This is a genomic window from Shewanella sp. SR44-4 (assembly GCF_014163715.1).
In the GTDB taxonomy this organism is placed as follows: Bacteria; Pseudomonadota; Gammaproteobacteria; order Enterobacterales; family Shewanellaceae; genus Shewanella.
Genome location: NZ_JACJDU010000002.1, coordinates 1 through 12,754, shown reverse-complemented (window position 1 = coordinate 12,754; position 12,754 = coordinate 1). Strand labels below are relative to the sequence as shown.

Here is a 12,754-nt window from a genome sequence, read left to right as displayed (position 1 = left end):
CATATAACTATGCTAGCTATAAATTATAGTGTGGTGAATCATTGACGACTCCAGGACTATTGCTACTCCCTACCCAAGAAGCGCTCATTCAGCGTTTACAGCATATTGCTAGTTATAGCGAACAGTTGTTGGTTATTTGTGGTGATAACGGTTCAGGTAAGTCGACACTGACGGCTGCATTAGCCAGTGAGCTAGATGACTACAATTCAGCATTGATCATTTGTCCTCAACACGCTGATAGCGCTGAAATTCGTCGAAAAATTCTGGTTCAATTAATCTCCGCGCCAATTTTTGATGATGAACGTCCTTTGATGGACACCGTACTGAGAATCCAATCTAGTTTAAAAAAACCATTACATATCATCATCGATGATGCCGATTTATTGCCTAAAGATATTTGGGCTGAGTGTATTCTGCTGAGCCAAATTCATTGTGCAGGTAAACCTGTTGCAGTTACAGTGACCGTTACCCCCAGTTTTTGGCATACCTTAGTAGCTGAATTAACTGATGATATTCGTGCTAGATTACTGCCTGTGACTATTGAACCTTTATCGGTACCCGAGCGCGATGGCCTCTATCAAAGTTTATTATTGCGGAGTCGGCAAACACCGTTTATTCCACGTGAAATTATCCATAAGCAATTAGAGAAGCAGCAGGGGACGCCAGCTGAAGTGGTTCAATTATTAGCGTTAGCATTAGAAGAGCCACAAACAGAGCAATCATCTTGGTCTCTGTCAGTTAAAATGATGATAGCTTTTATCACAATATTGGCTGGTGTGTCGCTTTGGTGGGGCATAAGTACACAATTACCTCCTCCGATTTCGGCATCATTGTCGCCAGTATTAACAGCAGAACAATCCGCTGCGCGTGTAAAAGCAGCTCAATATGTCATTGGTTATGCCGACAGTTCATTAAGCGCTTATTTTGCCCATAGGCAATTGGCCTTAACTAAGTCGAGTGCCAATGAACAAGCGCACTTAATCATAGAGCAGCAAATCATTGCTGACAGTTCGCTAGTAGAGCAAGGTGAGACTAACCTCATAGAAAATATTCCTGCAGATAATCATACTGACATAGTGGTTAATTCATCATTAAAAGGCTTATCTTTCCAAGGTAAGTTACCCAAAGCGCAAGTTAATACGGTAAGTAAGCCGAATGATATTGTTGAGCGAGATAATACCCCGAATTTAAAAGTGAAAGGTTTTACGCTGCAACTTGCCAGTGTGAATGACAAAGATTCACTTACACCGATTTTAGTTAAACTGGCAAAAGAGCCGCAAGTTTACATAATGAGTTACAAACAACGCCACGTTATATTGCTGGGTGATTTTGAAACCGCATCGGCAGCCTCCGCAAAAGCTAAAAGCCTTCAGAAACAATATGGATTAGCGGCTCCCTGGGTAAGAAAGTGGGCTGACTTAAGTGATTATAAGCGACAAGATTAACAATCTTCATATTCTGCAGCATCCAAGTCAATAGGATGAAAAATCAACGAATAAATCTGCTTTATCCGATGATAATTGTCGTTAAACAGAGTACAATCATCAGCTTTAATTTTGCTGGCATAATTCCTATTCATGATAAAAAAGCATAGAGCCTTTCTAAAGTGGGCAGGCGGTAAATATAAGCTCGTTGATGAGCTAGCAAAACACCTTCCAGCTGGAAATAGACTGATTGAGCCTTTCGTTGGGGCAGGTTCGGTATTCCTCAATACACAGTTTGATGATTATTTATTGTGTGACATCAACCAAGACCTAATCAATTTATACCAAATTGTTCAGCAACAGCCAGATAAATATATTAAAGCGGCAAAGGCCATGTTTGTCGATCATATGAATGACAAAGATGCTTATTACCGTATTCGTGCTGAATTTAATCTCTGTAGCGATCCTTTCATTCGTTCGGTATATTTTCTGTACATGAATCGCCATGGTTTTAATGGCTTATGTCGATATAATCGCAAAGGTGGTTTTAACGTGCCGTTTGGTTCGTACAAAAAGCCTTATTTTCCAGAAACTGAAATTCGTTATTTTTCATTAAAAGCGCAAAAAGCGACCTTTAAATGTATCAGTTACGAACAAGCCTTTGATATGGCGAACAGCGGTGACGTTATTTATTGTGATCCGCCTTATGCGCCGTTATCAACTACAGCCAGTTTCACCACTTATGCAGGTCCGGGTTTTAGCTTAGATGATCAAGCATTACTTGCTCGTCATTCACGGCTTATTGCCCATGAGAGAAATATTCCGGTATTGATCAGTAATCATGATATTCCGTTAACGCGAGAATTATATCGTGGTGCATCTTGTTCAACGATTTCGGTACAGCGTAATATTAGCCCTAAAGGCGGTTCACGCAATAAAGTGGATGAAATTATGGCGCTATATGATCATCATTATCGTGAAGAAGAGTAATGCTGCAAAGAGCGGATAACGAAAGCTATCCGTTAACTTAATACTTGGTTTACGATGAGTATTAGGGAAATGACTAAGGCAATGGCTAAGATAATGCCCATAATGATAAACGGTAATGGGGATTGATTTTGAAAATCTTTTTGGCGATTTTTTTCTGTCTGCACGCCAAAAAAGGCCGCTAAAGTGCTGCTAAATACCCGCCAAATAGACATTAACGCGATATCTGAGTTGGGTTGCCTGAGGTTGGCATGTCATTCAAAGGTTTGTCTTTGTGACCGTGGATTAACTCAAGTAAATCAATAAAGTGAAACTGGCTTGAACGGCTATTACCCGTAATCCAATTACCCCAACTGACATCATTCGACTGCTCTGCACAACGATTTGTAGGGTGACTACTGGGTAAACTTGCATTGTAGTTGGTGGTGCTGTTGCAGACGCAGGCCTTACTATTGGCCGAATTACTTTCGTTGGCCATCAATACTTGGCTTAACAATAACGCCAATGCAGACGTAGCAAATACAGCAAAAACCGGTGCTGACAATAATTTGCCATCACGACCAGAAAACTTGCGTAATAATTGCTTTACCATAAAGGGTGCCCTATCCATGGTGTAAACTCGATTGATGCTACAACAGGTATTAAATATTCAGTTGGACCACTAAGATAACAACTTTTTACATTATAGCAAAATAGCTTAGTTATTGAACACTGGTTTCTGTATAAAAAATAGCAAATCCGACTTATGGTCTAGTTTTTAACTAAATTCTATTGAGGATAGTGGTTATTTCCCTTGTTAGACTAGAGGCTTGCGGCTGCAAAGGGTAAAATGTCGTCACTTTGATCTGCCAATAGAGAAGATTATGCGCCCATTTTTAATTGCACCATCGATTTTGTCTGCTGATTTCGCCCGTTTAGGTGAAGATGTTAAAGCCGTATTAGATGCGGGTTCAGATGTTGTTCATTTCGACGTTATGGACAATCACTATGTACCAAATTTAACAATAGGCCCAATGGTATGCACTGCGTTGCGTAATTACGGGATCACCGCTGATATTGATGTACATTTAATGGTTAAACCCGTTGATCGCATTATTCCTGATTTTGCCAAAGCCGGTGCTTCAATTATCACTTTTCATCCAGAAGCATCAGAACATATCGATCGTACACTGCAGTTGATTAAAGAATCTGGCTGTAAGGCCGGATTAGTCTTTAATCCTGGCACACCACTGCATTATTTAGATCATGTAATGGACAAGCTCGATGTTATTTTATTGATGTCAGTTAATCCTGGTTTTGGTGGTCAGTCATTTATTCCACATACGCTAGAAAAGCTTCGCCAAGTTCGCGCGCTTATTGATGCCAGTGGTTTTGATATTCGCTTACAAGTGGATGGTGGCGTTAAGGTCGATAATATTGCTGAAATAGCGGCCGCGGGTGCAGATATGTTTGTAGCTGGTTCGGCAATTTTCAATCAACCTGATTATAAAGTGGTGATTGATCAAATGCGTGCCGAACTCGCTTCGATATCATAATTTCTTTATCCATATCCAGTGGGACTTTACATGATGCAATGGTCAAATATTCGCGCAATCGCTTTTGATTTAGATGGTACGTTAATCGACAGTGTGCCTGATTTGGCAGCGGCCACAAACGCCACATTAGCACAGAACCAATACCAACCAGTGACTGAAGCATTGGTTCGTAGCTGGGTAGGTAATGGTGCTCAAGTATTAATGCAACGTGCGTTAAGTTATGTGTCTGCTATGCCAGAAGATGCTCCTGATCTGCAGGTAATACTTGAGCAAATTATGCCGCAATTTATGCATCATTATGGTGAACACTTACAAAAACATAGTCGTTTATATCCGGGAGTTGTCGACACGTTACAGCAGTTAAAACAAGCAGATTTTAAACTGGCTATCGTTACCAATAAACCATATCGTTTTACAGTGCCGTTACTAACAGCTTTTGGTCTTGATGACCTATTTTCTGAAGTTCTCGGTGGTGATTCATTGGCCAAAATGAAGCCAGACCCAATGCCATTACAACATTTGCTTAAACAATGGCAGTTGGATGAATCGCAATTACTGATGATAGGTGATTCAAAGAATGATATTTTAGCGGCTAAAGCTGCGAATGTTATGTCTATTGGCTTGACCTACGGATACAACTACGGCGAAGATATCGGTCTTAGTAGCCCGCATGCAATATGCGAAAACTTTGCTGATATAGAGCAATACTTACTTTCATAATAATTTGAATTTTATATAGATAATCTGGAGCAATAAACACATGACCAAACCCATAGTTCTTAGCGGTGCGCAGCCATCAGGCGAATTAACCATAGGTAATTATATGGGCGCACTTCGTCAATGGGTTGCCATGCAAGATAGCCATGATTGCCTATATTGTGTTGTTGATTTACATGCCATTACCGTGCGTCAAGATCCTAAAGCACTGCGTGAAGCGTGTTTAGATACGTTAGCGTTATACCTTGCTTGCGGTGTTGACCCTAAAAAAAGTACCGTGTTTATTCAGTCGCAAGTACCGCAGCATACTCAACTCGGATGGGTATTAAACTGTTACACCCAAATGGGTGAGTTAAACCGCATGACCCAGTTTAAAGATAAATCGTTAAAGCATGCCAATAACATTAACGTTGGCTTATACGGTTATCCTGTTCTAATGGCTGCAGATATTTTGCTTTATCAAGCCAATGAGATCCCTGTTGGGCAAGACCAAAAGCAACATTTAGAACTCACCCGCGATATCGCAACTCGTTTTAACAATGCTTACGGCGACACGTTTACTATCCCAGAACCGTTTATTCCTGAACACGGCGCTAAGGTCATGTCATTGCAGGACCCGCTTAAGAAAATGTCTAAGTCTGACGATAATCGTAATAACGTCATTGGTTTACTTGAAGATCCTAAAGCGATTTTAAAGAAAGTGAAAAAAGCCATGACCGACAGCGAAGAGCCACCAGTAGTGCGTTTTGATATGGAACAAAAGCCAGGTGTGTCGAATCTACTCAGCTTAATGTCAGGTTGTACTGGTCAGTCGATTGCGTCTTTAGAAGCAGAGTTTGAAGGCAAAATGTACGGTCATTTAAAAGTGGCTACTGGTGAAGCTGTCGTAGGAATGCTTGAGCCATTACAAGCTCGCTTTAAAGAGTACCGCGCCGATAATGCATATCTAAGCCAAGTGATGGCGGAAGGTGCTGAAAAAGCTCAAGCTCGTGCAGAAGTCACCATTAAAAAAGTGTACGAAAAAATTGGTCTTATTGTGTAAGTATTATTTCAGCTAATGTTATCTATAAGCCAGCAACGTGCTGGCTTATTTTTTGGTTAACCATTGCACGAATGCAGCGATAGCGGGCTCCTTTAAACGTCGCTGTTTACAACTAAAATTGAATTCAAATCCAGTCAACATAGCGGGTAAATCAAGTGCGACTAATGCTCCCTTACTAATATCCCGTTCTACCATAAAATCTGATGCCAGCGCGATCCCCTGACCTGCAATTGCCGCTTCAATAGCTAACAACACATGGCTAAATACATGCTGTTGTTGCGTAGCCGCTATGCTGATGCTGTTAACCTTTAACCAACGCTCCCAATCAAAGCCAATTGGCCCTTCATCTACAGTGAGTAATGCATGTTGCCGTAATACACTCAGCGCCGAGTGGTCGGTATTTAATAGCCCCGGGCAGATCACTGGGATCAGTCTCTCTTGGTGTAACATGCGATGCACATAACCCGGTTGTCCACTTTGACCAGTAATAAACATATCAGCAACACTATCACTCATCAGCGGGTCATCGGTGATCATATCCAGGCGAATTTTAATCTGTGGATGTAAGCGATGGAAATCGCTTAAGCGAGGAATCAGCCACTTAATGGCAAATGAACTGTATACCGCTAAGCGGAGCTGATCATTACAATCGCCAGTGATTTGCATGCTTAAATCATTCAACTCATTAAATATTCGCTCCAGTTCATGGTAAAGCACATTGCCTTTACTGGTTAAGCAGAGCTGCCTACCTTCGCGGATAAATAATCGTTCGCCAAAATGCGCTTCAAGCAGTCTTACTTGGTGCGATACCGCACTTTGAGTAATGCACAGTTCAGTTGCCGCCCGAGAAAAGTGAGCATGCCTTGCGGCCGCTTCAAAAATTTGTAGTGCCCGCAATGGCGGCAGTTTGCGCATATACACCTCAAATATGAATTTATTTTATTGAAATTTATGAGGTATGAATTTAACTCATGAATGGATTAAAAACATCATTATTCGTTATTAATTGATAACTATATGATGCAGCCAATTATTGGTCCTAAGGTTGTAAGTGTAATGAAATCCACAATAGCGATTGGCATGATGTTATTAGTTGTCGGTAACCTTTTTAGTGCTATGTATGATGTGTCTATAAAATGGCTTCCAGAGGGCAGTAGCGCTGCAACATTTCTGTTAATCAGGCAGTTAACATCAGTATTAATGTTACTGCCATTGTGGTTTGCAGCTAAAAAACCAATCAGTCGCCATATAAAGGTGCACTTAGTGCGAGCTAATACTGGCGCTATTGGAGCTGTATGCTTAATTATGGGGTTAATTGCGCTACCTATCGCCACTGTAAGCTCGTTGTTTTATTCGGCGCCATTAATGATTGTATTAATGGGATTTCTATTTTTAAAAGAGAGCGTCACCGCTGCACATTGGCTGGCAGCTATTTTGGGATTTCTGGGCATCATTATTTTGCTACGACCAAGTGAAATTAACTGGTTTGGAATTGCAGTACTCATCTCTGCATTTATGTTTGCGATAAACCAGTTGGCATTGCGCAAACTCCCCAGTACAGAAAGCCCAGTTGTAACGTTAATGCTATATAACTTACTCAGTATTCCTTTGGTGTTGGTCATGGCATTGGTGCAAGGCATAGAGGCAATCAGTGGGTCTTTAGTGGCTATTGCGGTGTCGAGTAATGTGTTTTTATTGGCGTATCAGTGGTTTTGCGCGTTGGCTTATCGCCAAGCACAAGCCAGTCAAATTGTGGTGGCTGAATACACAGGACTATTATTTTGTGTCTTTTTTGGTTGGTTGTTTTTTGATGAATGGCTTGATGGTTTAAGTTGGGTTGGGGCTGGGTTTATTGTGTTGCCGTCGCTGATTATCCCGTGGATACAAGCCAAAAGATCCCAAAAAAAATTCATCGAGCAAAATGCAGGATGAATTTCTAAATCGCGATAATAAAAATGTACTGCAGGATTAAGATTCAGTGTATTCAAAAACCTTAATCACTTTGCGAACGCCTGCAGTATTTCGCGCGATATCAACGGCCAAATCAGCTTGCTTGCGGTCAATTAACCCAAGTAAGAAGACTTCGCCGTTTTCGGTAATCACTTTCACTCGAGTAATATCGAGCGATTTTTCATTTAACATGCGGCCTTTGACTTTGGTTGTTACCCAAGTGTCGTTGCTGCGAGTGGTAAATGACGTTGGCGTGCCAATACGAATTTGATTATGTATTTTGCCGCCAATTTGTAAATCTTGCACCACTTTAATCGCTTTATCACGCAGCATTGAGTTAGGTGCTTGACCTATCATCAATACATTGTTGTTCATCACAACCGCGGCGATATTGGTTTGATTATTAAGGTCATCATGTTTTGATAGCGCGCTAGCAATAACAAAGTCTGCATTAGTATCGCTGATTTGAGTGCCCATGCTGCGCTCATCATTAACCATCTTGGCACCGCTAACGGCACCAACCATGACTGCACCAGCACACCCCTGCAGCATCGCCAGGACTGAGATGATGAGTAACCTTTTTATCATGCTTGTTCATCCTGTGGGAACAAGGTGCGGTCGATGTTATCGCATAAACAGTGAATAACCAGTAAGTGAACTTCTTGAATACGTGCAGTAACATTTGACGGTACGCGGATTTCGACATCTCCTGCGCTCATCAAGCCCGCCATTGCGCCGCCATCTTTACCGGTTAGTGCAACAATAGTCATGTCGCGGCTTAACGCTGCTTCCATGGCTTTAATAATGTTGCCAGAGTTACCACTGGTTGAAATAGCCAATAAAATGTCGCCTGGTTGACCCAGTGCAAAAATCTGCTTCGAGAAGATTTCATCGTAGCTATAATCGTTGGCGATAGCAGTAATCGTTGAAGTGTCACAGCTTAATGCAATAGCAGGCAGCGGTGGACGTTCAATTTCATAACGGTTTAATAATTCAGCAGAGAAGTGTTGAGCATCGCCAGCACTGCCGCCATTACCACATGACAGAATTTTATTACCGCCAAGTAGACATTGCACCATCATCTCTGCAGCTTTTTCAATAGACTCAGGTAATGCTTCAGCAGCATCAATTTTAGTCTGAATCGATTCGGTGAAACTATCTCTAATACGTTCTAACATGCAACAATCCTTACGCTAAATTATGTCTACGTATGTCTCTGATCAGCTTTTTTATCGTCGCTCATCAGTCAGACTCGGTAATTTGACTATATGATGCCATAAATCAAGGTTATGGTAATCAATTGCCGCTTAAAAACAGCCTTGTAGCCAGTTTATTTCATCAATATTCATCGCAATGACATCAAAGCGACAAGGTGGATTTAATTTTTGTCGTTGTAAATAATGCTCAGCGGCTAATCTTATCCGGGTGATTTGCTTACTTGTTAACGCATTTAAGGCGCCACCAAACTGATTTGACGACCTAAATTTTACTTCAACAAACACCCAGACATCTTGCTGGCGCATAATTAAATCTATTTCACCAAATGGGTATCGAACATTAGCATCTACAAACGTTAGACCTTGTTGTTCAAGGTAAGTTCGCGCACGTTGCTCAGCTAATTGTCCACTGTTCATAGTGGTGTTAATTGTCCTTGGCTATATTTTCCCCAAGAAAGTTGACGATCTATCACTCCGTTAGGTTTCACTGATAATGCACCACTGCGGCCAATAAATTGGTATCCCGGGAAAGCGCGCATTTGCGCTAAACGATTAACCAATTCAAGGGCATCAAAACCCATTGCATATAGGCGTTTTTGGCTGTTATTCCAACCACTCCAAAGCTCAGAAACCAGCTGTGTTTCGCTGCTAGGTTGCATTAGCCAAGGTACATCGCTAATGATCAAGTTATTTAACTCTTGTGCCGACTGCGCTGACTCGCTTTCAAGACGGCTACGGCTAGTGGTATATAAGGTTACGGGTTCAGAGAACACACTAAAGTTAACGTCTAAAAAGGGTTTTAGCAGGGCTAAATCTTGTGAACCCGAAATCATGTAAATCGCATCAATATCTTGGCGAGAACGAAAATCTGATTCTAAGCGGCTACCCAATAAATCACGCATTCTGCTAATACGCGCTTGACTATCTTTTACACCTAATGCTTCTTGAACTGTTACCTTCATTTGGTCGCCAGCATCATAGAAATACACTTCGGCATCATTGCTGGTTAAGGTTTGCCACGTTTGCTTAAAGCTGTCTGCCATACGTTTGCCAATCGGATCGTTACTGGCCAATAATAGTGGCAACTTTACCCCATCGCTATACAGCTTATGTGCAGCGTCACTGGCTTCTTGTGCTGGAGACAACGAAAAGTAAAACAGGTTTGGTTGTGGCGTAAACGTATCTGTTTGGTTCAAATACAGCTGTGGCACTGTGGTCTTTTGTTTATCGTTAATTTTCTGTAGTTCTTCAACTTCATTGGGTAACAATGGCCCAATGACAAATTCTGCGCCTTTGGCTACAGCTTGTTGATAAGCGGCCGCAACCCCTTGCTGAGTATCATAAAAGTTAAGTGAGACATTGCTATCAAAATCAGATAAATAGCTCGATAAAAGACCTTGACGAATAGGTTCAGCAACCACAGCGCGTGGTCCACTTAACGGTAATAATACCGCTATATTTTGCGGTCTAAACGGTTTGGCATTAAGCGCTTTTTCTAAATCAGCAGGTAACTTCACCGCGCCTGGATGATAAGGATTATTACGCTGCCACTCACCTAAATAACGCACCAATTGCGTCGGCTCAACCGCGTAATGTTTAGCGATAAAGGTTAATTGTAACCAACCAGCAAAAATCGGATTCGATTGATCGCGCATAAACGACTGCACAGTTTCTTCGGATAAAGGTTGTAGTAACTTCCAAATAACATTATTGATCGCTGTGGTTTCAGATTTTGGTAAGTAGTTGCTTAATAGACTTAACTGCTTAACCTGATCAATTGGCTGTTGAGTATTTTTGTACAGCTTGGCTTTAAATTGGTGATAACTTGCCATTTGCCAGCGTGGTAGTTGCCAATGTGGTGGATACTGTAAAATATCTAATGCGGCTTGGCTGCTATTGGTTTTTTCGACAATGCGAGCGCGCAAGTAAATATGCTCCGCTTGAAGCGAGGGAACGTTTACCATCGACTTCTGCATTGACGTTAATACATTAGCGGCAGAATTAAAGTTACCATCATTGATATAAGCATGAGCGGCGAGTAATAAATAACGATCACGCTTTTCTGGTAAACTGCTATTCGTTGCCTCAGCCAAATAAATTTTAGCTGGATGTTCAGCGGCAACGAGCGATGCGCTAGCGTCAACATTATCCTGCTGTTTTTTGGTGGCACAACCGACCACCAATACAGAGAAAATCAACGCGCACACGAATTTTGTAGTATTCAGTCTTTTTAACACTTGGCTTCACTCTGGTAAGATGCTGTCACTAGTTTAACCTGCTCTTACGCTTGGCGAAAGTATCAGGTAGATTCATTATCGAGGTAATTATGGACCAAATGGTCGCGCTGTATATTGTTCCCACCCCAATTGGTAATTTTGGCGACATCAGCGCTCGGGCAATAGAGGTGCTGCAACAGGTTGATTTAATCGCCTGTGAAGACACTCGCCACAGCGGAAGGCTGCTAAGTCACTTTGGTATTGAAACCCGTAAAACGGCATTACATGATCACAATGAACGTGACCGAGCACAATGGATAGTTGAACAATTAAATGAAGGTAAATCAATCGCGCTCATTTCTGACGCTGGGACGCCGTTAATTTCTGACCCCGGCTACCATTTAGTTAACCATGTTCGTCAAGCTGGCCATCGAGTTGTACCTTTGCCTGGGGCATGCGCAGCGATTACGGCCTTAAGTGCATCAGGCTTACCGTCTGATCGCTTTAGTTTTGAAGGTTTTTTACCGTCAAAAGAAAAAGCCCGTATCGATAAACTTGAATTTCTTAAAGAAGATCCTCGTACTTTGATATTTTACGAATCTCCTCACCGTATTCTTTATAGCCTCGCCGCTATTGTTGACGTTTTAGGCGCCGATAGGCAAGTGGTAATGGCACGTGAAGTCACTAAAACCTTCGAAACCTTCTTATCTGGCACCGCTGCAGAGGTATTAGCGCTGGTTGAAGCTGATGATAATCAGCAAAAAGGCGAAATGGTCATTATGTGCCATGGCTTTACATTATCTGATGAAGAAGGTATTCCAGCGGTTGCCGTTGCTACCCTAAAGTTACTTTGTGAAGAATTGCCGCTTAAAAAAGCCGCCGCTATAGCAGGGCAAATCCATGGTTTAAAGAAAAATGCCCTATATAAATACGGTTTAGAACTGGATTTATAAAAAGCCGCTCGCTTTGGCATTGGTTTGTTGCGCTGCTTAGGCTATAATCCGCGCCGAGTTGGCCAGACAGTTGCCGCGTACGCAAGTACGGGGAGGAAAGTCCGGGCTTCAAAGAGCGGGGTACCAGGTAACGCCTGGGCGGTGTGAACCGACGACAAGTGCAACAGAGAGGAAACCGCCATTTTGGCTTAGGCTAAAATGGTAAGGGTGAAAGGGTGCGGTAAGAGCGCACCGTGCGGCTAGCAATAGTCCGTAGCAAGGTAAACTCTACCCGAAGCAAGACCAAATAGGGTTCCGCATGGCGCTGCTCGCGTTGGAACCGGGTAGGTTGCTTGAGCCTGTGAGCGATTGCAGGCCTAGATGAATAACTGTCCACGACAGGACCCGGCTTATCGGCCAACTCACCTCTTTATAAAAAAGGCCTCGCAGCAATGCGAGGCCTTTTTTTATCGTTAGTACGAAAATATTGGTGTCGTACCCTATAATAGTCAACCCGAGTTGATGTTGGTTATTGTTTCTTTATGTTTTAGCTTCAGTACTATCCAGTACTTGCGACAGACGATCTCCTGTTGGAGTTGACTACATCCGTATTGTGGCTTAATGAAACTGTACACCGATTGAGGTAAAATCCCCTTAAGATAAAACGGTGTAAAAAGTAATGAAGACTCAACCAACTTACTCAACAGAATTTAGAATAGATACCGCTAACCTTG

14 protein-coding genes and 1 other RNA gene are annotated in these 12,754 nt (G+C 42.1%); 8 read left to right on the top strand and 7 right to left on the bottom strand.

The genetic code is table 11. The features are described from left to right. The first annotated feature begins 41 nt into the window (after positions 1–41). Together H5125_RS01295 and H5125_RS01290 are read left to right on the top strand one after the other, a co-directional pair. A complete protein-coding gene (locus H5125_RS01295) occupies positions 42–1,445 on the top strand; it encodes an ATP-binding protein (RefSeq protein WP_182743260.1) in 1,404 nt (467 codons plus the stop codon). A gap of 132 nt (positions 1,446–1,577) precedes the next feature. Further along, complete coding sequence (locus tag H5125_RS01290; protein WP_182743258.1) at positions 1,578–2,414, top strand: Dam family site-specific DNA-(adenine-N6)-methyltransferase; 837 nt, start codon at positions 1,578–1,580, stop codon at positions 2,412–2,414. Between the two features lie 32 nt (positions 2,415–2,446). Here the strand turns inward: H5125_RS01290 and H5125_RS01285 are convergent, their stop codons facing one another. Together H5125_RS01285 and H5125_RS01280 are read right to left on the bottom strand one after the other, a co-directional pair. Further along, entirely contained in the window at positions 2,447–2,626 is a 180-nt protein-coding gene (locus H5125_RS01285) for a DUF2970 domain-containing protein (RefSeq protein WP_182743256.1), read from the bottom strand. Further along, entirely contained in the window at positions 2,626–3,003 is a 378-nt protein-coding gene (locus tag H5125_RS01280; protein ID WP_242445156.1) for a hypothetical protein, read from the bottom strand. Before H5125_RS01280 ends, H5125_RS01285 begins: the two co-directional genes overlap by 1 nt. Positions 3,004–3,274: 271 nt before the next feature. On the opposite strand from H5125_RS01280, the gene rpe reads away from it, so the two are divergent. Genes rpe through trpS form a run of 3 tightly spaced genes read left to right on the top strand, consistent with a single transcriptional unit; the run spans position 3,275 to position 5,705 of the window. Next, entirely contained in the window at positions 3,275–3,946 is a 672-nt protein-coding gene (gene rpe / locus H5125_RS01275; RefSeq protein WP_182743254.1) for a ribulose-phosphate 3-epimerase, read from the top strand. Between the two features lie 30 nt (positions 3,947–3,976). Then, a complete protein-coding gene (locus H5125_RS01270; protein WP_182743252.1) occupies positions 3,977–4,666 on the top strand; it encodes a phosphoglycolate phosphatase in 690 nt (229 codons plus the stop codon). Positions 4,667–4,706: 40 nt separating this feature from the next. After that, positions 4,707–5,705, top strand: a complete 999-nt coding sequence (trpS, locus tag H5125_RS01265; RefSeq protein ID WP_101087300.1) for a tryptophan--tRNA ligase — start codon at positions 4,707–4,709, stop codon at positions 5,703–5,705. 45 nt (positions 5,706–5,750) lie between these two features. On the opposite strand, the gene H5125_RS01260 is transcribed toward trpS, so the two are convergent. Further along, complete coding sequence (locus H5125_RS01260) at positions 5,751–6,620, bottom strand: LysR substrate-binding domain-containing protein (RefSeq protein WP_101087299.1); 870 nt, start codon at positions 6,618–6,620, stop codon at positions 5,751–5,753. Positions 6,621–6,761: 141 nt separating this feature from the next. Here H5125_RS01260 and H5125_RS01255 point away from each other — a divergent pair, with 141 nt between their 5' ends. Continuing rightward, a complete protein-coding gene (locus tag H5125_RS01255) occupies positions 6,762–7,637 on the top strand; it encodes a DMT family transporter (RefSeq protein WP_101087316.1) in 876 nt (291 codons plus the stop codon). 36 nt (positions 7,638–7,673) lie between these two features. Here H5125_RS01255 and H5125_RS01250 read toward each other — a convergent pair whose 3' ends face one another. The 4 genes from H5125_RS01250 to H5125_RS01235 all read right to left on the bottom strand — a co-directional run bounded on the left by H5125_RS01250 (position 7,674) and on the right by H5125_RS01235 (position 11,109). Further along, positions 7,674–8,243 carry a BON domain-containing protein gene (locus H5125_RS01250; protein ID WP_101087298.1) on the bottom strand — a complete coding sequence of 190 codons (570 nt, stop codon included), beginning with the start codon at positions 8,241–8,243 and terminating at the stop codon, positions 7,674–7,676. Then, positions 8,240–8,833, bottom strand: a complete 594-nt coding sequence (locus H5125_RS01245) for a phosphoheptose isomerase (protein ID WP_011635877.1) — start codon at positions 8,831–8,833, stop codon at positions 8,240–8,242. The genes H5125_RS01250 and H5125_RS01245 overlap by 4 nt, the downstream gene beginning before the upstream one ends. 129 nt (positions 8,834–8,962) lie before the next feature. Beyond that, positions 8,963–9,289, bottom strand: coding sequence for a YraN family protein (locus H5125_RS01240; RefSeq protein WP_162022148.1), 327 nt, complete (start codon positions 9,287–9,289; stop codon positions 8,963–8,965). After that, positions 9,286–11,109, bottom strand: a complete 1,824-nt coding sequence (locus H5125_RS01235; RefSeq protein WP_162022149.1) for a penicillin-binding protein activator — start codon at positions 11,107–11,109, stop codon at positions 9,286–9,288. The genes H5125_RS01240 and H5125_RS01235 overlap by 4 nt, the downstream gene beginning before the upstream one ends. 89 nt (positions 11,110–11,198) lie before the next feature. Here H5125_RS01235 and rsmI point away from each other — a divergent pair, with 89 nt between their 5' ends. Continuing rightward, complete coding sequence (rsmI, locus tag H5125_RS01230; protein ID WP_011635880.1) at positions 11,199–12,041, top strand: 16S rRNA (cytidine(1402)-2'-O)-methyltransferase; 843 nt, start codon at positions 11,199–11,201, stop codon at positions 12,039–12,041. Between the two features lie 54 nt (positions 12,042–12,095). After that, positions 12,096–12,449: RNase P RNA component class A (gene rnpB / locus H5125_RS01225), an RNA gene on the top strand. Positions 12,450–12,754: the final 305 nt, after the last annotated feature.

Bases quoted from the DNA above. Each gene is read 5' to 3' on its own strand.
- H5125_RS01290 (WP_182743258.1), top strand. From the start codon at position 1,578: ATGATAAAAAAGCATAGAGCCTTTCTAAAGTGGGCAGGCGGTAAATAT.
- H5125_RS01285 (WP_182743256.1), bottom strand. From the start codon at position 2,626: ATGTCTATTTGGCGGGTATTTAGCAGCACTTTAGCGGCCTTTTTTGGC.
- H5125_RS01280 (WP_242445156.1), bottom strand. From the start codon at position 3,003: ATGGTAAAGCAATTATTACGCAAGTTTTCTGGTCGTGATGGCAAATTA.
- rpe (WP_182743254.1), top strand. From the start codon at position 3,275: ATGCGCCCATTTTTAATTGCACCATCGATTTTGTCTGCTGATTTCGCC.
- H5125_RS01270 (WP_182743252.1), top strand. From the start codon at position 3,977: ATGATGCAATGGTCAAATATTCGCGCAATCGCTTTTGATTTAGATGGT.
- trpS (WP_101087300.1), top strand. From the start codon at position 4,707: ATGACCAAACCCATAGTTCTTAGCGGTGCGCAGCCATCAGGCGAATTA.
- H5125_RS01260 (WP_101087299.1), bottom strand. From the start codon at position 6,620: ATGCGCAAACTGCCGCCATTGCGGGCACTACAAATTTTTGAAGCGGCC.
- H5125_RS01255 (WP_101087316.1), top strand. From the start codon at position 6,762: ATGAAATCCACAATAGCGATTGGCATGATGTTATTAGTTGTCGGTAAC.
- H5125_RS01250 (WP_101087298.1), bottom strand. From the start codon at position 8,243: ATGATAAAAAGGTTACTCATCATCTCAGTCCTGGCGATGCTGCAGGGG.
- H5125_RS01245 (WP_011635877.1), bottom strand. From the start codon at position 8,833: ATGTTAGAACGTATTAGAGATAGTTTCACCGAATCGATTCAGACTAAA.
- H5125_RS01240 (WP_162022148.1), bottom strand. From the start codon at position 9,289: ATGAACAGTGGACAATTAGCTGAGCAACGTGCGCGAACTTACCTTGAA.
- rsmI (WP_011635880.1), top strand. From the start codon at position 11,199: ATGGACCAAATGGTCGCGCTGTATATTGTTCCCACCCCAATTGGTAAT.